The organism is Noviherbaspirillum aridicola, from assembly GCF_019656455.1.
Lineage (GTDB): Bacteria > Pseudomonadota > Gammaproteobacteria > Burkholderiales > Burkholderiaceae_D > Noviherbaspirillum > Noviherbaspirillum aridicola.
In genome coordinates, this window is the sequence record NZ_BPMK01000005.1 from 213158 (window position 1) to 236752 (window position 23595).

At 66.9% G+C, this 23595-nt stretch carries 20 protein-coding genes; 10 read left to right on the plus strand and 10 right to left on the minus strand.

The window, feature by feature from the left end:
* Positions 1-31: 31 nt before the first annotated feature.
* Together NCCP691_RS07320 and folE are read left to right on the plus strand one after the other, a co-directional pair.
* A complete protein-coding gene (locus NCCP691_RS07320) occupies positions 32-355 on the plus strand; it encodes a hypothetical protein (protein WP_220807604.1) in 324 nt (107 codons plus the stop codon).
* An 82-nt stretch (positions 356-437) separates the two neighbouring features.
* Complete coding sequence (gene folE, locus NCCP691_RS07325; RefSeq protein ID WP_220807605.1) at positions 438-1004, plus strand: GTP cyclohydrolase I FolE; 567 nt, start codon at positions 438-440, stop codon at positions 1002-1004.
* Between the two features lie 120 nt (positions 1005-1124).
* Here folE and NCCP691_RS07330 read toward each other — a convergent pair whose 3' ends face one another.
* Both NCCP691_RS07330 and NCCP691_RS07335 read right to left on the minus strand, forming a co-directional pair.
* Complete coding sequence (locus NCCP691_RS07330) at positions 1125-2411, minus strand: NAD(P)/FAD-dependent oxidoreductase (protein ID WP_220807606.1); 1287 nt, start codon at positions 2409-2411, stop codon at positions 1125-1127.
* A 49-nt stretch (positions 2412-2460) separates the two neighbouring features.
* On the minus strand, positions 2461-3237 hold the full coding sequence (locus NCCP691_RS07335; RefSeq protein ID WP_220807607.1) for an HAD family hydrolase: 777 nt from the start codon (positions 3235-3237) through the stop codon (positions 2461-2463).
* Between the two features lie 128 nt (positions 3238-3365).
* Here NCCP691_RS07335 and NCCP691_RS07340 point away from each other — a divergent pair, with 128 nt between their 5' ends.
* From NCCP691_RS07340 to NCCP691_RS07375, 8 genes are all read left to right on the plus strand, one after another.
* On the plus strand, positions 3366-4328 hold the full coding sequence (locus tag NCCP691_RS07340; protein WP_220807608.1) for a LysR family transcriptional regulator: 963 nt from the start codon (positions 3366-3368) through the stop codon (positions 4326-4328).
* A 301-nt stretch (positions 4329-4629) separates the two neighbouring features.
* Positions 4630-5493 (plus strand): branched-chain amino acid ABC transporter permease, encoded by an 864-nt coding sequence (locus tag NCCP691_RS07345; RefSeq protein ID WP_220807609.1) that lies wholly within the window; start codon positions 4630-4632, stop codon positions 5491-5493.
* Between the two features lie 2 nt (positions 5494-5495).
* Complete coding sequence (locus tag NCCP691_RS07350; protein ID WP_220807610.1) at positions 5496-6521, plus strand: branched-chain amino acid ABC transporter permease; 1026 nt, start codon at positions 5496-5498, stop codon at positions 6519-6521.
* A complete protein-coding gene (locus tag NCCP691_RS07355) occupies positions 6514-7278 on the plus strand; it encodes an ABC transporter ATP-binding protein (RefSeq protein ID WP_220807611.1) in 765 nt (254 codons plus the stop codon). Before NCCP691_RS07350 ends, NCCP691_RS07355 begins: the two co-directional genes overlap by 8 nt.
* Positions 7265-7972 carry an ABC transporter ATP-binding protein gene (locus tag NCCP691_RS07360; RefSeq protein ID WP_220807612.1) on the plus strand — a complete coding sequence of 236 codons (708 nt, stop codon included), beginning with the start codon at positions 7265-7267 and terminating at the stop codon, positions 7970-7972. Before NCCP691_RS07355 ends, NCCP691_RS07360 begins: the two co-directional genes overlap by 14 nt.
* A 91-nt stretch (positions 7973-8063) precedes the next feature.
* A complete protein-coding gene (locus tag NCCP691_RS07365; RefSeq protein WP_220807613.1) occupies positions 8064-9236 on the plus strand; it encodes an ABC transporter substrate-binding protein in 1173 nt (390 codons plus the stop codon).
* 91 nt (positions 9237-9327) lie between these two features.
* Positions 9328-10437 carry a zinc-binding dehydrogenase gene (locus NCCP691_RS07370; RefSeq protein ID WP_220807614.1) on the plus strand — a complete coding sequence of 370 codons (1110 nt, stop codon included), beginning with the start codon at positions 9328-9330 and terminating at the stop codon, positions 10435-10437.
* A 13-nt stretch (positions 10438-10450) separates the two neighbouring features.
* The gene (locus NCCP691_RS07375; protein ID WP_220807615.1) at positions 10451-11908 is read left to right on the plus strand and encodes an aldehyde dehydrogenase family protein; all 1458 of its coding nucleotides are present in this window, start codon (positions 10451-10453) and stop codon (positions 11906-11908) included.
* A 191-nt stretch (positions 11909-12099) separates the two neighbouring features.
* On the opposite strand, the gene NCCP691_RS07380 is transcribed toward NCCP691_RS07375, so the two are convergent.
* The 8 genes from NCCP691_RS07380 to NCCP691_RS07415 form a co-directional block, all read right to left on the minus strand.
* Positions 12100-14754, minus strand: coding sequence for a LuxR C-terminal-related transcriptional regulator (locus NCCP691_RS07380; protein ID WP_220807616.1), 2655 nt, complete (start codon positions 14752-14754; stop codon positions 12100-12102).
* A 177-nt stretch (positions 14755-14931) separates the two neighbouring features.
* Complete coding sequence (locus NCCP691_RS07385) at positions 14932-16542, minus strand: carboxylesterase/lipase family protein (protein ID WP_220807617.1); 1611 nt, start codon at positions 16540-16542, stop codon at positions 14932-14934.
* A gap of 171 nt (positions 16543-16713) precedes the next feature.
* The gene (locus tag NCCP691_RS07390) at positions 16714-17499 is read right to left on the minus strand and encodes an SDR family NAD(P)-dependent oxidoreductase (protein WP_220807618.1); all 786 of its coding nucleotides are present in this window, start codon (positions 17497-17499) and stop codon (positions 16714-16716) included.
* Between the two features lie 24 nt (positions 17500-17523).
* Complete coding sequence (locus NCCP691_RS07395; RefSeq protein WP_220807619.1) at positions 17524-19182, minus strand: long-chain fatty acid--CoA ligase; 1659 nt, start codon at positions 19180-19182, stop codon at positions 17524-17526.
* Positions 19183-19238: 56 nt separating this feature from the next.
* Entirely contained in the window at positions 19239-20465 is a 1227-nt protein-coding gene (locus tag NCCP691_RS07400; protein WP_220807620.1) for an acyl-CoA dehydrogenase family protein, read from the minus strand.
* Positions 20466-20495: 30 nt separating this feature from the next.
* Positions 20496-21572, minus strand: a complete 1077-nt coding sequence (locus NCCP691_RS07405; protein ID WP_220807621.1) for a phosphotransferase — start codon at positions 21570-21572, stop codon at positions 20496-20498.
* Positions 21573-21612: 40 nt separating this feature from the next.
* The gene (locus tag NCCP691_RS07410; RefSeq protein WP_220807622.1) at positions 21613-22386 is read right to left on the minus strand and encodes an SDR family oxidoreductase; all 774 of its coding nucleotides are present in this window, start codon (positions 22384-22386) and stop codon (positions 21613-21615) included.
* Between the two features lie 24 nt (positions 22387-22410).
* Positions 22411-23589: an acetyl-CoA C-acyltransferase gene (locus NCCP691_RS07415; protein ID WP_220807623.1), complete on the minus strand. Its 1179-nt coding sequence runs from the start codon at positions 23587-23589 to the stop codon at positions 22411-22413.
* Positions 23590-23595 lie beyond the last annotated feature (6 nt).

The following is a 23595-nucleotide window of genomic DNA, read 5'->3' on the forward strand; positions in this document are numbered from 1 at the left end:
ACGCGGCCGCTGCAGGCCGGCGGCGCGGTGCATGCAGGCGGCGTCCGCGCAGTGCGGCGGCCGCGCGGTCGAACTGCTCAAGCGCCGCGTCGCGGAACCGGCCGGCGGCGCCCGCCGCTGGCGCATCGAGGACGTGCTGCTGCTCCCCGCCCTGTCCGCCGGCGGGTCGCGCTACCTGGCGCGGCCGGGGGAGTGCGTGCTGAAGGATGCCGCCGGCGCATCCTTCGTCGCGCTGCTGCGCCGGCGCGGCGGCCGCGCCCCGGGCGTGGACGAACTGTGGACTTACGATCTCGACCAGGGAAAGATGCAGCGCCAGCCCGGCGCCATGCTCGAATGCAAGGATCCGCAGGATTAGAAGGACGGCAAGACTTCTTTTGCGGCAAGCAGCGGTGCCACGCAGCGGCTACAATCTCGCGTTACGCCTGAGGAGCTGCAGAATGAACGACGATTTTACCGAGAAGGACTGGCAACGCCTGTTGCGCCACCTGGGAGAAGATCCCGAGCGCCAGGGCCTGCGCGACACGCCCGCGCGCGTCGAAAAGGCATGGCGCCACTGGACTTCCGGTTATGGCAAGGACCCGGCCGAGATCCTCAAGGTCTTCGAGGACGGCGCGGAAAAATACAACGAGCTGATCGTGGTGCGCGGCATCCCGGTCTACAGCCATTGCGAGCATCACCTGGCGCCGTTCTTCGGCACCGCGACCGTCGGCTACACGCCCAACGGCCGTATCGTCGGCCTGTCCAAGCTGACTCGCCTGGTCGACTGTTTCGCCAAGCGGCTGCAGGTGCAGGAACGGCTGACGATACAGGTCGCCGAAGCATTGATGGAGCATGTGCAGCCGCTGTCGGTGGGCGTGGTCATTCACTGCCGCCACATGTGCATGGAAAGCCGCGGCATCCAGACCCCCGGCGAGGAAACCGTGACCTCGGCGCTGCTGGGGGAAATGCGCACCAATCTCGGCCTGCGGACCGAGTTCCTGTCCCTCGCGCGCGAAAAGCCCTGAGCGAAGGAAACCGTGCGGGCCGGCGTGCCCGCGCGGCCGCACCCGGGCGCCCCCCGAATCCGTTTTCCCGTCATCGCGATGCAGGCACGCATGCCTGCATCATCCGCCTCGCACCCGCGCTCAGTGCAGCCGTACCGGCGGCGTCACCTTGTCCCCGATCCAGTGCGCCAGCGTCTGCACCGCCATGCGGGCGAAGCCATGCAGCGCCAGCACGTGCTTGCGGTACATCAGCCGATACAGCACACGCGCCATCCACCCGCCCACCAGCACCTCGCGTCCGGTCGCCGCGGCGAGCGAGCCGACCGCGGCAAACGGGCCGAGCGACACCAGCGAGCCGTAGTCGCGGTAGCGGAAATGCGGCAGTTCGCCCGGCCGCTCGCGCGCGAGCAGATCGGCCAGGAACATCGCCTGCTGGTGCGCGACCTGCGCGCGCGGCGGCAGGGCCGCGCCCTTGACCGGGCAGACATGGCTGGAGCAGTCGCCGAGCGCGAATATGCGCGGATCGTCTATCGTCTGCAGGCTCGGCGTCACCACCACCTGTCTGATCCGGTTCAGGCTCAGTCCGAGCCGGACGCAGATCCGCGGCGCTTCCACGCCCGCCGCCCATAGCGTGATGTCGGAGGGATAGCAGTTGCCGTCGCTGTCGTGCACCGCGTCGGCCTCGACCCGCGCCACGCTCGAACCGGTGCAGACTTCCACGCCGAGCGAGCGCAGATGGCGCGCGGCGCGGCGCGACAGGCGCGGATTCAGTTGCGGCAGCAGGCGGTCGCCGCGTTCCACCAGCCGCACCCGCACGTCGCTGTCGGGATCGAGGCTGTGCACCCGGTAGCGCGCGAGTTCGCGCACCGCGTGGCTGAGCTCGGCCGCCAGTTCGACCCCGGTGGCGCCGCCGCCGATGATGACGATGTTGACCGCGGTATAGGCCGGCCGGCTGCTCGCCTGCATGCAGGCGGCGATGAAGCGCTGGCGGAAACGCTCCGCATCCTGCACGTGATCGAGCGTGAGCGCATGGTCGGCCGCGCCGGCGGTGCCGTAGAAATTGGTCACCGCGCCGAAGGCGAGCACCAGCCGGTCGTAGGGGATGGCGCGCGCCGGCTGCATCTCGCTGCCGTCGGCGGCGCGACGCGGCCCGACCTGAAGCACAGCCCGCGCGCGGTCCACGCCTTCCACCTCGCCGCAGACGAAATGAAAGCCGTGCTCGGCCGCCTGCGCCGAGTAGTCGATCTGGTGCGCCTGCGGGTCGAGCTTGCCCGATGCGACCGTGTGCAGCAGCGGCTTCCAGAAATGCGCCGGCGAGCGGTCGACCAGGATGATGCGCGCGCGGCCGCTCTTGCCGAGCGTGTCGCCGAGCCGCGTGGCCAGTTCCAGTCCGCCCGCGCCGCCCCCTGCAATCACGATAGTCTGCATGATGGGTCTCCTTCGGTTGGCGCGCATGCACCGCATGCGCCGGACGGTGTCAGGCGCTCGCCTGCCAGCGCAGCGGTCTGCGCAGCACCGGCCGCTGGGCGAGCTGCCCGTGCTTGAGCGAGCGCAGCGTCGAAAAGCTGACGAAGCGGCCGGATTCCTTGCCCGCGCGCTTGCCGATCAGGTCCCGCAATTCCTGCAGGCGGGGGCACCAGAGGTCGGCGCCGGAAATGCGCGCCACGTCGCGCTCATACGGTGTCGCGGCCATGGTCCAGATCCCGGCCCGCTGCGCCGCGCTCAGTCCCGGGACCGCGGCGTCGATCGCGGCGCAGTGTTCCGCTTCCGCGCCGAGCGTGCGCATGGCGAGATGATGCGGCCCGTTGTCGCCGGCGTCGGCGAAGCGCGCGCCGCTGATCACCACGGCGAAGGTATTGTTCACATCGTTGCCGAAGGCGTGCTGCAGCATTGCGCTGGCGGCATGGGCCGGCATGTCGGTGACGATCGCCAGTTTGCAGCCGTGCGCGAGCGCCTCATCCATCAGCGCGGCGCAGCCCGGGTGGCGTGCGGCCGGCCGTGCCTGCAGCTGCAGCCGGACATGCCGTTCCGCGGCTTCCTGCAGTGCCCGTGCGCGCGCCGCGGGCAGGGCCGGGAACAGCGCGGACAGCGCGCGGCTGGCGCCGTGCATGCGGGCCGCATCCCGGTACTGGGCGAGGGTCCAGCGCTGGGTAAGTCCGCATTCGCCCAGGGCCGCGTTGCAGGCCGCGAGGTGGATCTCCTCGGTTTCGAATATCACGCCGTCCAGCGCGAGGATGAGTGCTTCGATTGCCATGATGTGCCGTCTCCGATCTTGAATTTCTGCCGCGGCCGGCTCGCCCGGGCCGCTAGTTGACGTTAATATAAGCGCCGTGAATTCAAAAGAAAAATTAATTTTTATAGTCAATTGATAAGGAGTTGCTTATGCATCCGGCGAGCTTCAGGCAGCTCGAAGCCTTGCTGCTGGTGGCCCGGCACGAAAGCGTGTCGCGCGCGGCGGAGGCCATGCACGTGACGCAGCCGGCGGTATCGCTGCAGCTGAAGATGCTGGAGGAGGCCGCCGGCACGCCGCTCACGCGCAAGGTCGGACGCGGCGTGCAGCTGACCGCCGCCGGCGAGGTGATGGCGGAATTCGCCGAACGCATCCTGCGCCTGTGGGACGAGGCCAACGATGAACTCGCCGCGCTCAAGGGGGTGATCTCCGGCACGCTGCGCATCGGCGCCATCACCACCGCCGAGTACCTGCTGCCGCCGATGCTGGTGCGCTTCACCAGCGAGCGGCCGGACGTGCGGATCAAGCTGCAGGTCGGCAACCGCAACGACATCATCAACATGCTCACCAAGCACGAGATCGATCTGGCCATCATGGGCACGCCGCCGCGCGAGCTGCGCACCAACGCGGCGGTGTTCGCCAGGCATCCGATGGCCTTCGTCGCCAGCCCCGGCCATCCGCTGATGGCGCGCCGCCAGGTCACGCTCGACGACGTGCTCGACGCCAATCTGCTGGTGCGGGAGCGCGGGTCGGGCACGCGCACCGCGGTCGAAAAGATCTGCAAGGAGGCGGGGAAAAGCCTGCGCATCGGCTCCGAGCTGTCGAGCAACGAAGCCATCAAGCGCATGGCGGTCGCCGGCCTCGGCGTCGCCTTCCTGTCGGGCTACGCCTGCACGCTCGAGATCGAGGCGGGCCTGGTCGGCCTGCTGCCGATGCCGGGCAATCCGGTCGAGGCCGACTGGTACGTGATGCACCTCACGGACAAACCCATCCCCACGGTCGCCGCCGCTTTCCAGGATTTCGTGATCGAGAACGGGCAGGAGGCGGCGCTGCAGCTGCTCGAACCCTTCTATCGTTCCGGCGGCAGGAGCAGGCGGACGCGCAAGACCGGCTAGAAGGTTTCCTGGGCTCAGTTCTGCACTGCAGTCCTGCCGACGTGGCGTCGGCCGGCGCGCATTTCCCGTGCTGCCTGCAGGGCTTTTTCATTGGGAGAGAAGGCGTTGCACATCGTGCGCGCCGGCCTCGCAAAACGCAAAACTTCGCCTTACTGGTTTTGCTATGCAAAACAAAGTTCCAAATTCGTTGACACCCGCATTCGCTATCGGTTAGCTTTCTCGCAAGCCGTATGCGGATTACGGAACAAGAACAACGCCGGGCGCTTTCAGCACCGCGCGGGTGACAACCTGGAGACAAACCTTGGAGCTCATACTTCAGCAATTCCTCAATGGACTGACGCTGGGGGGCGTGTACAGCCTCGTCGCGCTCGGTCTGACGCTGGTCTACGGCATTCTGCACGTACCCAATTTCGCCCACGGCGCCTTCTACATGGCGGGCGCCTTCGTCGCTTTCTCCCTGATGGGCAAGCTCGGCCTGAACTACTGGCTGGCGATGGCCGGTGCGGCCGCCGCGGTGGCTTTGCTCGCGGTGCTGGCCGACCGGCTGGTATTCCATCCGCTGCGCAATTCACCCGGCCTGCATCACATGATCGCCGCCATCGGCGTCCTGCTGTTCCTGGAGTCGGGCGCGCAGGCGATCTGGGGCGCCGACTTCCACCGCATGCAGACGCCGTACTCGGGCATCCTTGAATTCGGCGGACTGATCATGCCGCAGCAGCGGCTGCTGATCGTGATCGCGGCCTTCGCGCTGATGATCCTGCTGCACCTGTTCCTGAAGAAGACGACGACCGGCGCCACCATCATCGCGATGGCGCAGAACCGCGACGGCGCCGCGCTCGTCGGCATCGACCCGAACCGGGTGGCGATGATGACCTTCGCGATCTCGGGCGTGCTGGCCGCGGTCGCCGCCACCCTGTATGCGCCGATCAACCTGGTGTACCCGGCGATGGGCCACCTGGTCATCACCAAGGCCTTCGTGATCATCGTGCTCGGCGGCATGGGCAGCGTGCCCGGCGCCATCGTCGGCGGCCTCATCATCGGCTTCGCCGAGGCCTTCGGCGGCTTCTACCTGTCGACCGACTACAAGGACATCATCGCCTTCGCGCTGCTGGTGGTCATCCTCTCCATCCGTCCGCAAGGTCTGTTCAGCAAAGGAGTGCGGTAAGCATGAAGACCATTGAAGGCAAACTCGGCTGGGCCATCCTGTTCGCGCTGGCGCTGGCATTCCCGTTCCTCGCCTCGAACGATTACCTGCTGACGGTGATGTCGCTGGCCTACATCTATGCGATCGCCACCATCGGCCTGAACCTGATCACCGGCTATACCGGTCAGTTCAACCTCGCGCATTCCGGCTTCATGGCGGTCGGCGCCTATACCGTCGGCATCCTGACCGTCGATCACCAGTGGCCGTTCTGGCTGGCGTTCGCGCTGTCCGGTTTCGTCGCCGCCGCCATCGGCATCGCGGTGGGCATCGTGTCGCTGCGCCTGAAGGGCCATTTCTTCTCGATCTTCACGCTGTGCGTGGGCTACATCATGTTCCTGCTGATCGAGAAATGGGAAAGCCTGACGCACGGCACGGTCGGCATCATCGGCATCCCGGCGCCGGAAAACTTCCTCGGCATCGATTTCGACACGCCGCGCGGCCAGTACTACATGGTGCTGTTCTTCCTGGTGATCAGCGTCTGGATCATGCACCGCATCGTCACCTCGCTGCTCGGCCGAACCTTCATGGCGGTGCGCAACAGCGAAGAGCTGGCCGAGGCGCTGGGCATCAATCTGATGCGCAACAAGGTGCTGGCCTTCACGCTGTCGGTGTTCTATGCCGGCGTCGCTGGCGGCCTGTATGCGGGCGCGGTGCGCTTCATCGGCCCGGGCCTGGCGGGCGTCGAGCATACCTTCGACATGACGATGTTCATGCTGGTGGGCGGCATCGGCACGCTGTTCGGACCGCTGCTCGGCTCGATCTCGATGCCGTGGCTGACGCAGTATCTGCAGTTCCTGCAGGACTACCGCTTCATCGTGTTCGGTCCGATCCTGGTGGCGCTGGTGATCTTCCTGCCCAACGGCATCGTCGGCACCTATCTCGCATGGAAGGCCCGCGCGGCCTACCGCAAGTCGGCTCCGGCCGCAGCACGTGCACAGGGCGCGCAGGGCGTCGCGCCGGCAAAACAGGAGAAGCCGTCCCATGCTTAAGATCGAAACACTCAACAAGCGCTTCGGCGGCCTCGCCGCGGTGCGCGATGTCAGCACCACGATCGAAGAAGGCAAGATCAACGCCATCATCGGCCCCAACGGCGCCGGCAAGACCACCTTCTTCAACCTGATCGCCGGCGCCATGGCGCCGACCTCGGGCAAGATCATCTTCAAGGGCCAGGACGTCACCGGCCTGCCGGCCGACCAGATGGCGCGCCTCGGCGTGGCGCGCACCTTCCAGTCGACCAGCCTGTTCGACCGCGCCACGGTGCTCGACAACCTGATCGTCGGCCACCGTCTGCGCACCCGTTCCGGGCTGGCCGACGTGCTGCTCGGCAGCCGCCGCCTGAAGGACGAGGAAAGGAAGTGCCGCGAAAAGGCACAGGAAGCCCTGGATTTCGTCGGCCTGTCGCACGTGGCCAACCGCATCGCGGCCGACATCTCCCAGGAGGAACGCAAGCGCGTCGCGTTCGCGCTGGCGCTCTCGACCGATCCCCAGCTGCTGCTGCTGGATGAACCGGCGGGCGGCGTCAATCCCGAGGAGACGGTCGGCCTGGCCGAACTGATCCGCAAGATCGTCAGGAGCGGCCTGACGGTCTGCCTGATCGAACACAAGATGAACATGATCATGAACCTGGCGGACAAGATCATGGTGCTCAGCTACGGCGAAAAGATCGCCGAAGGCACGCCGGCGGAAATCCGTTCCAACCCGGTGGTCATCGAAGCTTATCTGGGGAGTGAACATGCTGCAGCTTGACAAGGTCTCGGTGAATTACGGCAGCTTCCGGGCTCTTGATAACGTCAGTATCCATGCGAAGCAGGGCGAGCTGGTGGTGCTGCTGGGCGCCAACGGCGCCGGCAAGAGCTCGATCTTCCTGACCATCAGCGGCCTGAACAAGGCGGCCTCCGGCAGCATCAAGTTCGGCGGCAAGGAACTGGTCGGCATGAAGCCCTCGCAGATCGTGCACGACGGCGTGGTCCACTGCCCGGAGGGCCGCAAGCTCTTCCCCGGCATGTCGGTGATGAAGAACCTGATGCTCGGCGCCTATGTGCACCGCAAGGACAAGGAAGGCGTGCAGCGCACGCTGGAAGAAGTCTTCGAACTGTTTCCGATCCTGCGCGAAAAGCGCGACGTCAACGCCGGCGCCCTGTCCGGCGGCCAGCAGCAGATGGTGGCGATCGGCCGCGCGCTGATGGGCCGTCCCAAGGCGCTGCTGCTCGACGAACCTTCCCTCGGCCTGGCGCCGCTGGTGGTCAAGCAGATGTTCGAGGTGATCGAGAAGATCAACCGCGCGGGCACCACCGTGCTGCTGGCCGAGCAGAACGCCTTCGCGGCGCTGAAGATCGCCAGCCGCGCGTACGTGATCGAAAACGGTCACATCGTGATGGAAGGCACCCGCGACGAACTGCTCAACAACGAGCAGGTGCGCAAGGCATATATCGGAGCGTGACCCGGAATACGGTGTAAAGTTTTGGAGCCGCCGGTTCGCCCGGGGCATACGAAGTCGGCAGCAACAGATCCACCTCAAGGAGACAAAGCAAATGAAGAAGCAACTCGGTGCACTGACCCGCATCTCGGCGGCGATGACCATCGGCCTGACCCTCTGCGGCGGCGCGCTGGCGCAGGAAGTCGTCAAGATCGGCTACTCCGGCCCGCTGTCCGGCGGCGCCGCCCTGTACGGCAAGAACGTGCTGTCCGGCATGGAGATGGCCGTCAACGAGATCAATGCCAAGGGCCTCGAGGTCGGCGGCAAGAAATACAAGCTGGAACTGGTGTCGCTGGACGACCAGTACAACCCGAGCCAGACCGGCGTCAACGTGCAGCGCCTGATCCAGCAGCACAAGACTCCGGCGGTGCTGGTGCCGCACTCCGGCGGCATCTTCGCGGTGCAGGCCTTCAATGAGAAGTCCAACGTGCTGCTGCTGGCCTATACCTCGCTGCCGCAAGTCACCGCGCGCAACAACAAGCTGACCGTCCGCATTCCGCCGGAATTCACCGGCTATGTCGATCCGTTCATCAAGTCGACCATGCCGAAGTTCGGCAAGAAGGCCGCGATCGCCAATGCCGACCACGACTATGCGAAGGCATGGACCGCGGTGTTCAAGCCGGCATGGGAAAAGGCGGGCGGCACCATCGTCGCCGAGAACCCGATGTCCTACAACAAGGCCACCGATTTCTACTCCGGCGTCTCGCGCGTGCTGCAGGAGAAGCCGGACGTCCTGTTCGTCGGCGGCGCCTCCGAGCCCACCGCGCTGGTGGTCAAGCAGGCACGTGAACTCGGCTTCAAGGGCGGCTTCATCATCATCGACCAGGCCAAGATGGATGAGATGGCCAAGGTGATCGGCGGCTACGCGCCGCTGGAAGGTTCGATCGGCGTGCTGCCGCTGGTCGAGGACGAGCGCAAGGATGCCAAGTCCTTCGTCGAGCGCTTCCGCAAGATCAACTCCCGCGATCCGAGCTCGGAAGTGTCGCTCAACTACACCGCGGTGCATGCGACCGCGCTGGCGATGAAGCTGGCCGGCACCGTGACCGACCCGGCTGCGATCCGCGCCAAGATGAACGACGCGTTCAACCAGCTCCCGGCCGAGAACAACCCGAACGACATCGACGGCATCGACGAGAAGGGCGGCACGCTCGCCAACACCTATGTCGGCATGGTCGAAGGCGGCAAGGTGAAGAACCTCAGCCTGCGCGCGCTCTCGGCTGGCAAGTAAGCCGATCAGGCAGTAGCATGACAAGCCGGCAGCGATGCCGGCTTGTCTCATTCTGAACCCGCGATCCCAATTCATTCAGAGATATTTCCATATGGAACAACGCGCGAAGGCAGTCGTCTGCCGTGAAATCAACCAGCCGGTGGTAGTCGAGGAAATCGTCGTCGAGGCGCCGCGCCGCGGCGAGGTCATGGTCAGGATGGCGGCCTGCGGCGTGTGCCACAGCGACCTGTCCGCGACCAACGGCACCATTCCTTTCCCGCCGCCTGTGGTGCTCGGGCATGAAGGCGCCGGCCGCATCGTGGCGGTGGGCGAGGGCGTCACCGACTACAAGGTCGGCGACCATGTCGTCAGCTCCTTCGTCAGCATGTGCGGCAAGTGCCGCTACTGCCAGACCGGCCGTCCCCAGCTTTGCGACCAGGCCGGCCGCGCGATGACCACGCTGCCCGACGGCACCGTGCGCACCCGCGACCTCTCGGGCAAGCCGCTCAACATTTTCTCCGGCTGCGGCGTGATGGCCGAATACGCGACCCTGCACATCGATAACGTGGTCAAGGTCGACCAGAACGTCCCGCTGTCGCGCGCCGCCCTGATCGGCTGCGGCGTGATGACCGGCGTCGGTGCGGCGATCAACACCGCCAGGGTCGATGCCGGCTCGATCACCGTGGTGTTCGGCTGCGGCGGCGTCGGCCTGAACGCGATCCAGGGCTGCGCGATCTCGGGCGCGCGCATGATCGTCGCGGTGGACACCTCGGACGCCAAGCTGGAGATGGCGCGCCAGTTCGGCGCGACCCACACCGTCAACAGCAAGAACGAGGAAAACGTCGTCAAGGCGATTCTGAAGCTGACCGAAGGCGGCGCCGACTACGCATTCGAATGCGTCGGCCTCGGCGACATCGCGGCGCAGGCCTACGGCGTGCTGCGCAAGGGAGGCACCGCGGTGGTGGTCGGCGTGGCCAGCCAGAAGGACGTCACCTCCATCAAGACCGCCTCGCTCACCTTCGGCGAGAAGACGCTGACCGGCAGCTATTTCGGCTCCGCCCGTCCGCGCGAAGACTTCCCGAAGCTCATCGGACTGTACCGGGCCCAGCGGCTCAAGCTCGACGAGCTGATTACCCGCACCTACCGCATCGATGAAGCGCCGCAGGCGTTCGCCGACATGCAGGCCGGCCGCAATGCGCGCGGCGTGATCGTATTTGAATAACAGGAGACCGACCATGAAAAACCGCGACGCTTTCTACATCAACGGCAAGTGGGTCAAGCCGAACGGCAGCAAGACCATCGACGTGATCAATTCCTCGACCGAGGAAGTGATGGCCACCATCCCCGAAGGCACCGAGGCCGACGCCAATGCGGCGGTGGCCGCGGCGCGCGCCGCCTTCGACGGCTGGAGCACGACCACGCCGGCGCAGCGCGCAGACTACCTGCGCAAGATCCATGAAGGCCTGAAGGCGCGCAGCGAGGAGCTTGCGCAGATCATCGCCGGCGAAGTCGGCATGCCGCTCAAGCTCGCGGCCGCCATCCAGGTCGGCTCGCCGGTTGCGAACTTCGGCTACTACGCCAGGATGGTCACCGGCTACGAATGGGAAGAAACCACCGGCAATTCGCGGGTCGTGCGCGAGCCGGTCGGCGTAGTCGCCGCGATCACGCCGTGGAACTATCCGCTGCACCAGATCGCTGCCAAGGTCGCGCCCGCACTGGCGGCCGGCTGCACCGTGGTGCTCAAGCCGTCGGAGGTCGCGCCGCTCAATGCCTTCGTGCTGGCCGAAGTGATCGACGCCGCCGGCCTGCCGCCGGGCGTATTCAATCTCGTCACCGGCTTCGGTCCCGACATCGGTGAAGCGCTGGTACGTCATCCGGAGGTGGACATGGTGTCCTTCACCGGCTCCACACGGGCCGGCAAGCGCATCTCGGAAGTCGCATCGGCGACCATCAAGCGCGTCTCGCTGGAGCTGGGCGGCAAGTCGGCTTCGGTCATCCTCGACGATGCGGATCTGGCGAGCGCGGTCAAGGGTACGGTCAACGCCTGCTTCCTCAACAGCGGCCAGACCTGCTCCGCGCACACCCGCATGCTGGTGCCGGAATCGCGCTACGAGGAGGCGGCGAAGATCGCGGCCGACGTGGCGAAGGGCTTCACCGTCGGCGATCCGTTCGGCGGCAGCGCCAAGCTCGGTCCGCTGGTCTCCGCCGCCCAGCGCGAGCGGGTGCAGAACTACATCCGCACGGGCATCGAAGAGGGCGCCGAGCTGCTGTGCGGCGGCCCCGACGCGCCGGCGGGTCTGGAAAAGGGCTATTACGTCCAGCCCACCGTGTTCGGCCGCGTGAAGCCGGACAGCACGATCGCACAGGAAGAGATCTTCGGACCGGTGCTGTCCATCATCACCTACAAGGACGAGGATGAGGCGGTGCGCATCGCCAACGGCACGCTCTACGGTCTCGCCGGGGGCGTCTGGGCCGGCTCCGACGAGCGCGCGCAGCAGGTCGCGCGCCGGCTGCGCACCGGCCAGGTCGACATCAACGGCGGCACCTTCAATCTGTTCGCCCCCTTCGGCGGCTACAAGCAGTCCGGCCGCGGCCGCGAGATGGGCCCGTATGGACTGGAAGAGTTCCTCGAGTACAAGTCGCTGCAGTTCAAGCCGAATGCGCCTGCGCTGACGGCGCAGGCGCCGTACTGACAGGCGTGAGCCGGGCTGGCCCGGGTGCCGGGGTCGCGGCGGTGGCACGACCGGCGCCGGGTTCTGCGACCCGCGTATCGACCGCTCTCCGGACACACGTCGTTTGGGCCGGCAGGGACGCCGGCCCTACTGGCTCGGGGTGAGTGGGGCCGGCCTCCGTGCCGGCCTGGCGGAGCTCGCAAGACCGACGCCTAAAGCAGCTGCATCATCTGCGCCCGCTTGACCGCGGCATTGCGCTTGCTGACTTCGAGCTTCGCGAAGATGCTCTTGAGGTGGGTTTTCACCGTCTCCGGCGTGATATTGAGCAGGCCGGAGATTTCCTTGTTCGATTTGTCCTGTGCCAGCAGCCGCAGCACGCTTTCTTCCCGCGGGCTGAGGCTGACCGCGGAGGTGGCGCGCATGGCCTTGCCTGTCGCGACCAGCTTTTCCATGTAGCCCAGATATTCGCCGCGCCGCAAACCGGCGGGAGCATGCCGCTGGTAGAGCGCAAGCATCTGCGCGAGGTCGGCCTGCTGGCAGAGCAGGGTGGCGTTGAATCCGGCGGCGCGTGCGACGTCGATCGCGCACTCGGTCTGCTCGACGGCGGCGCGATGGTCCTGGGCGGCGAACCGGGCGCAGGCGAGCCCCATGCCTGCGCGGACCGCGATATGAAGATCGCCGGCGCGCTGCGCGTCGCACAGCACGCGCGTCAGCATGCGGACGGCGTCGGCGGCACGGCCCTCGACGAGCGCGTAATGGCTTTCGGCCAGCCCGACCCAGGCATCCACCTCGGGCAGTTCGCCGTCCGTCTCCGGGTCGACCGCGGCATGCAGCGCGCGCAGCCGGGCAAGGCAGGCGGCGGCGCGCTGGCCCGCGCCGGAGCGCAGCAGCACGCACAGCTTCTCGTAGGCGCAGTGCACCTGCGCGCGCAGGCAGCGGGCCGACGCGGCAAGTGTCTCCCAGCGCTCCAGCACCTGCATCTCCCGCACGTCGTCGCCGCGAAGTTTCGCCGCGCGCGCGGCGGCCGAATAACCGCGGGCGATGACGTCGGGGTGCCCGCTTTGCGCCACCAGGTCGAGCGACAGGGCGAGGTTCTTTTCCGCCTCGTCGAACTCCAGCGCTTCCTGCTGCAGGAAGGCGAGCAGGGTCGCGCACAGCGCGCCCGGGACGGATACCGGGCCGAGGCGGCCGGTCGCCAGCGAGAGGCCTTCTTCCAGGCAGCGGCGGGCCGGCTCGGCCTGCAGGCGGATCAGATTCTCCAGGCCGAGCAGCACCTGCCGGTAGACGGTCGACAGGAAGGTGTACTGGTCCACCGGCGCGCGCGCGACCTCGGTCAGCACTTCATGAAACTCCTTCCAGCGCCGCGCCTGCAGATAGCAGTAGCCCGCGACGCACCGCACCGTCTCGGTGAGCGAGGCGTAAACCCCGGGCTGGCGCAGGCAATCGAGCGACAGGCGCAAGGCTTCGTCGAGCCGGTCGCCGCGGCAGGCGAGCACGGATCGCATCGCCTGCAGGTGCCAGTACACCACCCGGGTCCCGTTGCTGGGCGGCAGACTGCGCATGCGGGCGTCGATCGCGTCGAGCAGCCGGTACAGCGTCTGCGCATCGTCGGGCGCGGCGAGGATGCGGGTGAGCGCGATCGTCAGCAGCACCTTGATGGACACCGCCGGATCGTCGCCGAGGCCGAGTTGCCGGTCCCATTCGCGCACCGTCAGCAGGTCGCCGCGATAGAACACCAGATGCGCGGATTGCTCGATGCAGGCGAGGGCGGCGGAACGGTCGCCGATGCGCAGCGCGAGATCGACCGCCTCCCGCCAGTTGGCCTGGCGCGCATGCCACTGGCCCGCGCGCCGCAGCACATCCTCCACCCGTGCAGGCGGAATGCGGGCCAGCACGCCCTGGCGCACCAGGTCGTGGCAGGCGAACCAGTGGCCGTCGTCCGACACGCGCGACAGCAGGCAATGCACCTGTTCCAGCGACTGGATAGCGTCGCGCACCTGCTGCATGCCGGCGAGGTCGGCGAACAGTGCCGCCGACATGCGGCCGACGATGCAGGTGGCTTCCAGCAGCCCGGTTTCCGTGGCCGTGAGCCGCGACAGGGCGGCCTCCAGCAGCACGCCGAGGTGGGTCTCGGCGAGGAAGCTGCCGCGGCCGGCGAACACGCGGTCGTCGCCGACGCTGTCGGTCGCGGCGAGAATGCCGAGCGCCGCCGGCCAGCCGGCGGTGAGGCGATGCGCCGCCGCCGCGCGGTCGCAGGAGGCGAACAGCGCGCCCGTCTCCGCTTCATTGAAGCGCAGGTCGGCGGCGTCGACATATTGCACATCGCCCTGGCAGGCGGCGAGCAGGCGTTCGGGCGCGAACGGCCGCGTCAGCAGCACGAGGTGCAGGTTGGCGGGCGCATGGCGGAGCAGGGTCAGCACGCCGGCGAGCGCCTCGCCGCCGAGCAGGTGCACATCATCGATGAACAGGAAGAAATCGTCGCGCTCGCGGGCGAGCCGGTTGATGACGACGGCGATCAGCTGTTCGCCTTCCACGCCGTGCGGCGCCGGTTGCGGTTCGCCTGCCTGCGCCGGCATCAGCGCCTGCTCGCAGGCGAAGGCCAGGTATTCGGCGAAGCGGTTGCAGCTGTCGTCGCCGTCCTGCAGGGACAGCCATGCGAGGCGGCGGCCCTGCTGCTGCAGCGCGGCCGCCCACAGCGCGCCGAGAGTGGTCTTGCCGAAGCCCGAGGGTGCCATGACCAGCGTCAGCCTGGTCTGCGACAGGCGCTCGGCGCGCCGCAGCAGGCGCATGCGCTCCAGCGTCCTGGCACCGGGCCGCGGCGGGCGGACCTTGGGAAGCAATAGCGTGGCGTGCGTTAGCTCTTGCATCGGCGCCGTTCCTCGTGTGATTGAAAGAAGCACCGACATTCTAATCATGGAAGGGCTGGCGGAAACCATGCGCTGCAACAAGCTTGCGCGAGAAACACGCCCGCCGGCGAGGCGCGCGCAACGAAAAAAGGGGATGCCGAAGCATCCCCAAAGTACAACGTGGCACAGGTGACGGAATCAGGAACCGGTCCAGAACGCGCAGTGATGGCGCGCGGCGAAATCGCCGGTAGTGGTCGAGGTCCCCGGTTCAAGCGAAAGACGCGTATCGGCGGTGCTGCTGTACGGCGTCCAGGCGGGGCCGGTGCCGTTCGGATCGCCGGTCCTGGCGAAGCGGGTCCAGTAGCTCACCATCTGCCGCTTCAACGCTTCCTGATCCGCGCTGTAGGTCACGCCCGGCCGCGTGGTCGGGAACAGGTACTGGATTTCCGCCGCATGGTAGGCGCCCCAGCGTGGCCGGGTGGCGGGCGGCAGGTAGATCATCGGCGCGTTCTGGTCGTTGAACTCGTATGCGTAGACCTGCGTGCCGCTGGCGGTACGCAGCCTTGCCGCGACGCGGCTCGGGCAGGCGAACAGCATGTCGGTGGCGATGGCGTCATAGGCTTCGGCAGGGCTTGCGTAGTCGGCCAGCGGATACTCGGCATCGACCTCGGCGAAGCTCTTGCCGCTCAGGGCGATCAGTTGCGAGACCCGCGGCTGATAGTTGGCCGCGGTGAACGGCCCGGCCGAGGGCACCAGGTCCATGCGCGCGGCCGACAGCAGGCTGTATTCATCGGTGTTGCTGCCTTCGATCGTCGGCACCTTGTTGAAGTCGCCGGTGGCGAAGGCGTTGCGCACGGTGGTCGTCAGCACCCTGTTGTCGACGATGGGAGAGACGCTCGCCAGGCTGGTACCCAGGATTTTCTCCACCGTCAGTCCGCGCAGGCAGGACAGGCTCTGGTCGGTGCAGCCCGCCGCGGTCGCGTAGTTGCTGCCGGCCGTGTGGGCCGTGGCCAGCGGCGGCTGGTTGAGCGAATAGGCGCCGCTCTGGATGATGGCCTTGTTGAACAGTCCGGCCGCCAGCGGCGAGGCCAGGTGCGACATCACGCTGAAGCCGCCGGCGGACTCGCCGAAGATGGTGATGTTGTTCGGATCGCCGCGGAAGGAAGCGATGTTGTTCTTCACCCACTTCAGCGCGGCCTGCTGGTCCATCAGGCCGTAGTTGCCGGAAGCGCCCTGCTCGGCGGTGAGGGCGGGATGCGCCAGGAAGCCGAGCGCGCCGAGACGGTAGTTGAGCGTGACCACGGCCACGCCCTGTTCGACCAGCTTGCTGGTGTCGTAGGCATTGCTTTCGCCCGACGTGAACGCCCCGCCGTGGATCCAGACCATGACCGGGAAGGGACCGTCGCCCTTCGGAGTGTAGACATTGAGGTAGAGACAGTCTTCGTTCACGCTGGCGCCACCGAACGCGCCGCCGGCCTGCGGACAGGTGCCGCCGAACTTGCTTGCATCGCGGGTGCCGGTCCAGGCCGTGGCCGGCTCCGGCGCTTTCCAGCGGCGCTCGCCGGTGGGCGGCGCCGCATAGGGGATGCCGAGGAAGCGCAGACTTGCGTCGGACTCGACGCCCTTGACGCTGCCCTTGTCGGTCTTCACCACGGTCACGTCGGGCGCGACCACCTCGGGCAGCGCGGTCTTGCCGTCGTCGCCGCCGCCGCTGCCGCAGGCCGACAGCGCGAGGGCGGCCATGACCGCGGCAGCGGTTGTCGCGCGGGCCCGCGGGCGGCGGGCGCGATTCGTTCTTTCATGTTGCATGCTTGTCTCCTTTAGTCGTCGCAGGTATTCCTGTTCTTGTTCCTGTCGACTATAGGGACACTCCGCCGCGCGCAACATCCCCCGTATGGGTGAGGCGGCGGCCGCCGCGGGCGGCGGCGCAAACAAAAAGGGCCGCTCCATGGAGCGGCCCGCCGGCTTGCCTGCGCCCGGTCAGACTTTCATGCCCGGCAGATTCAGCGACGCGGTATTGCCGCCGTCCACCGGCAGCGCCTGCCCGGTCACATAGCTCGCATCGTCGCTGGCGAGGAAAGCGATGACCGCCGCCACTTCCTGCGGCCGCCCGTAGCGCCGCAGCTCGCAACGCGATCCCAGCTTGTCTTCCTTGCCCGCCGCCCGCGCCCGTTCGAACACCGGTGCCGTCATGCCGGTCTCGATCAGGCCCGGACAGACCGCGTTGACCCGCACATTCCATTCGCCCAGGTCGCAGGCGCAGGTCTGGGTCAGGTTGATCACCGCCGCCTTGGACGCGCTGTAGGCATTTCCCCCCGCGCCGGACCGCACGCCGGCGACCGAGGCGGTGTTGACGATGGCGCCGCCGCGCTGGTCGCGCATCACGCGCGCCGCGTACTTGGTGAAATGCACCGCGCCCATGATGTTGACCGACAGGATCTGTTGCCACACCTCGGTGCGGGTGTCGGTGATCGGGGAATAGTCGCCGCCGGAGATGCCGGCGTTATTGCACAGTACGTCGAGCCGGCCGAAATGTGCGACCACGTCGTCCACGCATTTTTCCACCGCCGCCTCATTGGCGATGTCGAGCGCGCGAAACCAGGCGCCGGATTGCGCCGGCAGGGACGCCGCCACTTCCGCCAGCGCCGCTTCGTTGCGGTCCACCAGCGCCACGCGCGCGCCTTCGGCCGCCAGTCTTTCGGCGGTCGCGCGGCCGATGCCGCTGGCGGCCCCGGTCACGATCGCCACCTTGTTTTCGAATCGCATCGTCTCCTCCTTGTGTCCGCTCTCTCAGGCTTTCATTTCCTTTTCCTGCAGCTCGCGCCATTGCAGCTTGCCGGTCGATGATTTCGGCAGGGCGTCGACGAACTGCACGATGCGCGGGCTCTTGTAGGCCGCCATGTTGGCATGCGCCCAGTCGACGATCTCCTGTTCGGTGATCTTGCCGCGGTAAGCCTCGCGCAGCACGATGACCGCCTTGACCGTCTCGCCGCGCTTGGGATCGCGCGCGCCGATCACGCAGGCTTCCTGTATCGCGGGATGCTGGTACATCAGCGCTTCCACCTCCGCCGGCCAGACCTTGAAGCCCGAGGCATTGATCATGCGCTTGAGGCGGTCGACCATGAAGAAATAGCCGTCCTCGTCGGTGCGCGCGAGGTCGCCGGTGCGCAGGAAGCGCTTGCCGTCGATCTCGACGAAGGCTTCCTTCGTCGCGTCCGGGCTGTTCCAGTACCCCTGCATCACGTTCGGCGCGCACACCACCACCTCGCCGGTTTCGCCCGGCGGCAGTTCCCTGAAGGTGGACGGATCGACCACGCGGGAATCGACGTTGAAGATCGGGATGCCGAGACACTGCTTCTTCGGCCGCTGCGGCGGATTGATGTGGGTGGCGGCCATGGTCTCGGACATGCCGTAGCCCTCGACATAGGGAATGCCGACCAGGTCCTGCAGCTTCTGCGCCACCGCTTCCGGCATCGCCGCGCCGCCGCCGCGTATGCCGCGCAGGCTGGACAGGTCATAGTCCGCGACCCGGGGATGCGCGAGCATGTCCACCACCATCGTGGAGATGACCTGCAGCGAACGGACCTTGTAGCGCTGTATGCATTCCAGCGCCACCTCGCGGTCCCAGCGCGGCAGCACGACCATGGTGCTGCCGAGGTAGAGCGGGCCGTTCATGCTGCCCTGCATGCCGGTCACATGGAAGAAGGGCAGCACCGACAGCAGCACGGTATCGGTCACGGTGTTGAACCACTGCATCGTGGCGACCACCGAGAACACGACGCCGCGGTGGGTGTGCATGCAGCCCTTCGGATTGCCAGTGGTGCCGGAGGTGTAGGGCATCACGCACAGGTCGTCCGGCCCGGCGGTATGCGGGCCGGGACGCAGACCGCGCCCGAGAACGTCGCTCCACAGGGTGACGCCCTTGCCGTCGATCGCCTTGCGCGGCGCGCTGACGAAATCGGGCACGCGCAGGTCGGTGGGGCGCTTCAGGTAATCGGAATAGGCGGCGACGATGATGTGCTGCATGCCCTCGTCGAGCAGCGGCGAAATCTGGTCGAACAGGTCCTGCGGGGCGAAGGCGGTGGTGGCGCCGGTGTCTTTCACATAGTGCCGCAGCTCCTGCGTCAGGTTCATCGGATTGACCGGCACCACGACCGCGTCGGCGCGCAGGATCGCGTAATAGGCGAGCACGAACTGCGGGCTGTTCTGCATGTAGAGCAGCACCCGGTCGCCCTTCTTGACGCCGCATTCCTGCTGCAGGAAGCCGGCGATGCGCTCCGTCTCGTCTTTGAACTCGGCGTAGGTGATCGGGGTGTCGTAGAACAGGATGTAGGGCTTGTTCGGATAGCGCGCGGCGGAAACCTCCAGGTTGTAGTACAGGCTGGTTTCCGGTGCGGTCAGGTGTTGCGGCAGGGTGCCGGGCCAGAAGGCCAGATGGCGGTCGGACATGTCTCTCTTCTGTATCGGTTCGTCGGCGCGGTCGCGTTTCCTCGGCGAGGCTCGGCTCAGTTACGCTCCATGTAGCGGGACAGCTCCAGCTTGGCGATGGCGTTCCGGTGCACCTCGTCCGGGCCGTCCGCAATCCGCAGTGTACGGGAACTGGCATAAGCCTGCGCGAGGCCGAAATCCTCGGACACGCCGCCGCCGCCATGCGCCTGTATCGCCCAGTCGATGACCTGGCAGGCCATGTTGGGCGCGGCCACCTTGATCATCGCGATTTCCTTCGCGGCCGCCTTGTTGCCGACGGTGTCCATCATGTGCGCCGCATTGAGCACGAGGAAGCGCGCCTGGTCGATCAGGATGCGCGAATTGGCGATGCGCTCGCGCGTCACGCCCTGGTCGGCCACCTTGCGGCCGAAGGCGGTGCGCTCCAGCGTGCGGCGGCACATCTTTTCCAGCGCGCGCTCGGCGCGGCCGATCAGCCGCATGCAGTGATGGATGCGGCCCGGGCCGAGGCGGCCCTGCGCGATCTCGAAGCCCCGGCCCTCGCCGAGCAGGATGTTCGATGCCGGCACCCGCACGTTCTCGAAGCGCACCTCGGCATGGCCGTGCGGCGCATCGTCGAAGCCGAACACCGGCAGGTGGCGCAGCACGGTGACGCCGGGCGCATCCATGGGCACCAGGATCATCGATTGCTGGCGGTGGCGGTTCGGATGGTCGGGCGCGGTCTTGCCCATGAAGATCAGGATCTTGCAGCGCGGATCGTTGGCGCCGGAGGTCCACCATTTCTGGCCGTTGATCACGTATTCGTCGCCGTCGCGCTCGATGCGCGCCTCGATGTTGGTGGCGTCGGAGGATGCCACCGCCGGCTCGGTCATCGCGAACGCGGAGCGGATCTTGCCCTCGAGCAGAGGCACCAGCCACTGCTGCTGCTGTTCCTCGGTGCCGTAGCGCACCAGGGTTTCCATGTTGCCGGTGTCGGGCGCCGAGCAGTTGAAGACTTCGGAGCCGATGTGGGAGCGGCCCATGATCTCGGCCAGCGGCGCGTATTCCAGGTTGGTCAGGCCGGCGCCGTATTTCGACTCCGGCAGGAACAGATTCCACAGGCCCGCCTCGCGCGCCTTCAGCTTGAGTTCTTCGACGATCTTCGTCGGCACCCAGGGATTGCCGGCGCGGCGGGCGGCGTTCATCTCTTCTTCGAATACCTTTTCCGCCGGATAGACGTATTCGTCCATGAATGCGGTCACGCGCTTTTGCAGGTCCTTGACCTTGTCGGAATACATGAAAGTCATTGCGGTTCTCCTGTGCCTGTTCGGATCGGCTTACTGTTTCTGCATCTGTTCCACCAGCCGCCAGGCCTGTTCGGCGAGGGGGCGGGTGCGCCTGGCGGTGTTCGCGGCTTCCGCGCTGGCGGCATTGCCGAGCTGCACGCGCTTGGCGATGCCCTGCAGGATGCCGACCAGCCTGAACATGTTGAACACCATGTAGTACTCCCAGTTGGTCTGGGATATCTCGCCGCGTCCGGTCCGGCGGCAGTACTCGGCCACGTATTCCGCTTCGGTCGGGAGACCGAGTTCTGCCAGCGGCATGCCGGCCAGGCCGCGCGACTGCTCCGGCGGCATGCGCCAGGTCATGCAGTGGTAGGCGAAGTCGGACAGCGGGTGGCCGAGCGTCGACAGTTCCCAGTCCAGCACCGCCAGCACGCGCGGCTCGGTCGGGTGGAAGATCACGTTGTCGATGCGGAAGTCGCCGTGCACGACGCGGGTCTCGTCATCGGCCGGGATGTTCTTCGGCAGCCATTCGATCAGGTTCTCGACCGCCTCGATGTGCTCGGTCTCGGACGCGCGGTACTGCTTGGTCCAGCGCGCCACCTGGCGCTCGATGTAGCTGCCCGCCTTGCCGTAGCTCTCGAGTCCGACCGCCGCGTAATCCACGCTGTGCAGGGCCGCGATCACGCGGTTCATCTCGTCGAAGATCTCGCGGCGCTGCTGCGGCGTCATGCCGGGCAGGGCGGGGTCCCACAGGATGCGGCCCTGCACGTAGTCCATGATGTAGAACATGGTGCCGATCACCGACTCGTCCTCGCACAGCGCATAGGTGCGGGCCACCGGCACATCGGTGTTCGCGAGCGCGGTGATGACCCGGTACTCGCGGTCCACCGCATGCGCCGACGGCAGCAGCGTGCCGGGCGGCTTGCGGCGCATCACGTATTGCTTGCCCCCGGCGGACAGCAGGAAGGTGGGATTGGACTGGCCGCCCTTGAACTGTTCGACGCTCAGGTCGCCGCTGTAGCCTTCGACATGCCCGCGCATCCAGGCCGCGAGACGGTCGACATCGAATGCGTGCGCCGGGGCGACGGGACGGGTGCCGACGAATCGGTCTTGATAGGATTGGCTCATGAATGCAGAGGAAAAATCGTGAGGAAAAGGCGCGCGCCGGTCAGACCGCGCTGACGCCGCCGTCGACCGCGATCGCCTGGCCGGTGATGTGGCGCGAGGCTTCGGAGGCGAGGAAGACGACGGTGCCCTTGAGATCTTCATCGCTGCCGATGCGGTGCAGCGGCGCGCGCGCGATGATCTGCTCGCCCACCTTCTCTAGCAGGCCGGCCGACATCTTCGACGGGAAGAAGCCGGGGCAGATCGCATTCACGTTGATGTTGTACTTGCCCCATTCGGAGGCCAGCGCACGCGTGAAGTTGACCGCCGCGCCCTTGGAGGTGTGATAGGCGATGGTGGTCACATTGGTCGCGCTGCCGCGCAGCCCCGCCACCGAGGCGATGTTGATGATCTTGCCCTGCTGGCGCGGGATCATCGTGCGGTTCGCGACTTCGCGCGAGAGGAAGAACACCGCATCGACGTTCAGGCCCAGCACCTTGCGCCAGGCTTCGTCAGGATACTGCTCCGCCGGCGCATTCCAGGTGGCGCCGGCATTGTTGACGAGGATGTCGATCACGCCGAATCGCTGCAGCACCTGGTCGACCATGGCCGGGATGTCCGCCGTCTTCGACAGATCGTTCACCACGGTCAGCACTTCATAGCCCATCTGTTCGAGATGGGCTTTGGCCTCGGCCAGTTCATCCGCCTTGCGCGCCGTGATCGCCAGCCGGCAGCCCATCTCGCCCAGCGCCTCGGCCATCTGCAGGCCCAGCCCGCGCGAGCCGCCGGTGATCAGCGCGACCTTGCCGTCGAGCTGGAACAATTGTTTGACGCCCATTGCCTTGTCTCCTCTTGTATTTTGTCAGCAGACCTCGAACAGGCCCGCGGCGCCCTGGCCGCCGCCGATACACATGGTCACCACCACATACTTCGCGCCGCGACGCTTGCCTTCGATCAGCGCATGGCCGGTCAGGCGGGCGCCCGACACGCCGTAAGGATGGCCGACCGCGATCGCGCCGCCGTTGACGTTCAGCAGCTCGTCGGGAATGCCCAGCTTGTCGCGGCAGTACAGCACCTGGCAGGCGAAGGCTTCATTCAATTCCCACAGGCCGATGTCGTCCATCTTCAGGCCGTTGCGCTCCAGCAGGCGGGGAATCGCATACACCGGGCCGATGCCCATCTCGTCCGGCTCGCAGCCGGCCACCGCGAAACCGCGGAAGATGCCGAGCGGCTGGATGCCGCGCTTTTCGGCGAGCCGCCCGCTCATCACCACGCAGGCCGAGGAGCCGTCGGAAAACTGGCTCGCGTTGCCGGCGGTGATGACGCCGCCGGGCATCGCGGAGCGGATCTTCGACACGCCTTCCAGCGTGGTGTCGGGGCGTATGCCTTCGTCGGCGGAGATCGTCACTTCGCGCCGCGTGATGCGCCCGGTTTCCTTGTCGACCACGCCCATCACGGTCGTCATCGGCACGATCTCGTCGTCGAATCTGCCGGCCGCCTGTGCCGCCGCCGCCCTCAACTGGCTGCGCACGCCATACTCGTCCTGCGCCTCCTTCGAGATGTTGTAGCGCTTGGCGACGTTCTCCGCCGTCTGCAGCATGCTCCAGTAGATCTCGGGCTTGTGTTCGACCAGCCAGGGGTCCTGGCGCATGTGGCGGTTGGTCTCGTTCTGCACGCAGGAGATCGACTCCACGCCGCCGGCCACCATCACCGGCACATGGTCGACCATCACCCGCTGCGCCGCCATCGCGATCGCCTGCAGGCCGGAGGAGCAGAAGCGGTTGACCGTCACGCCGGCGGCGCTCACCGGCAGGCCGGCGCGCAGTGCGATCGCGCGGGCGATATTGCCGCCGGTGGTGCCCTCGGACAGGCTGCCGCCCATGATGACGTCTTCGACCTCGGCCGGATCGATGCCGGCGCGCCCGACCGCGGCGCGCACCGCGTGGGCGCCGAGCGTGGCCCCGTAAGTCATGTTGAATGCGCCCTTCCAGGACTTGGCCAGGCCGGTGCGCGCGGTGGATACGATGACAGCGTCATTCACGATCTG

Coding starts and splice junctions, on each gene's coding strand:
- NCCP691_RS07340 (WP_220807608.1), top strand. CDS start 3,366: ATGCATCCGGCGAGCTTCAGGCAGCTCGAAGCCTTGCTGCTGGTGGCC.
- NCCP691_RS07330 (WP_220807606.1), bottom strand. CDS start 2,411: ATGCAGACTATCGTGATTGCAGGGGGCGGCGCGGGCGGACTGGAACTG.
- NCCP691_RS07405 (WP_220807621.1), bottom strand. CDS start 21,572: ATGAGCCAATCCTATCAAGACCGATTCGTCGGCACCCGTCCCGTCGCC.
- NCCP691_RS07320 (WP_220807604.1), top strand. CDS start 32: ATGCAGGCGGCGTCCGCGCAGTGCGGCGGCCGCGCGGTCGAACTGCTC.
- NCCP691_RS07365 (WP_220807613.1), top strand. CDS start 8,064: ATGAAGAAGCAACTCGGTGCACTGACCCGCATCTCGGCGGCGATGACC.
- NCCP691_RS07400 (WP_220807620.1), bottom strand. CDS start 20,465: ATGACTTTCATGTATTCCGACAAGGTCAAGGACCTGCAAAAGCGCGTG.
- NCCP691_RS07410 (WP_220807622.1), bottom strand. CDS start 22,386: ATGGGCGTCAAACAATTGTTCCAGCTCGACGGCAAGGTCGCGCTGATC.
- NCCP691_RS07380 (WP_220807616.1), bottom strand. CDS start 14,754: ATGCAAGAGCTAACGCACGCCACGCTATTGCTTCCCAAGGTCCGCCCG.
- NCCP691_RS07360 (WP_220807612.1), top strand. CDS start 7,265: ATGCTGCAGCTTGACAAGGTCTCGGTGAATTACGGCAGCTTCCGGGCT.
- NCCP691_RS07390 (WP_220807618.1), bottom strand. CDS start 17,499: ATGCGATTCGAAAACAAGGTGGCGATCGTGACCGGGGCCGCCAGCGGC.
- NCCP691_RS07355 (WP_220807611.1), top strand. CDS start 6,514: ATGCTTAAGATCGAAACACTCAACAAGCGCTTCGGCGGCCTCGCCGCG.
- NCCP691_RS07375 (WP_220807615.1), top strand. CDS start 10,451: ATGAAAAACCGCGACGCTTTCTACATCAACGGCAAGTGGGTCAAGCCG.
- folE (WP_220807605.1), top strand. CDS start 438: ATGAACGACGATTTTACCGAGAAGGACTGGCAACGCCTGTTGCGCCAC.
- NCCP691_RS07335 (WP_220807607.1), bottom strand. CDS start 3,237: ATGGCAATCGAAGCACTCATCCTCGCGCTGGACGGCGTGATATTCGAA.
- NCCP691_RS07395 (WP_220807619.1), bottom strand. CDS start 19,182: ATGTCCGACCGCCATCTGGCCTTCTGGCCCGGCACCCTGCCGCAACAC.
- NCCP691_RS07385 (WP_220807617.1), bottom strand. CDS start 16,542: ATGCAACATGAAAGAACGAATCGCGCCCGCCGCCCGCGGGCCCGCGCG.
- NCCP691_RS07350 (WP_220807610.1), top strand. CDS start 5,496: ATGAAGACCATTGAAGGCAAACTCGGCTGGGCCATCCTGTTCGCGCTG.
- NCCP691_RS07370 (WP_220807614.1), top strand. CDS start 9,328: ATGGAACAACGCGCGAAGGCAGTCGTCTGCCGTGAAATCAACCAGCCG.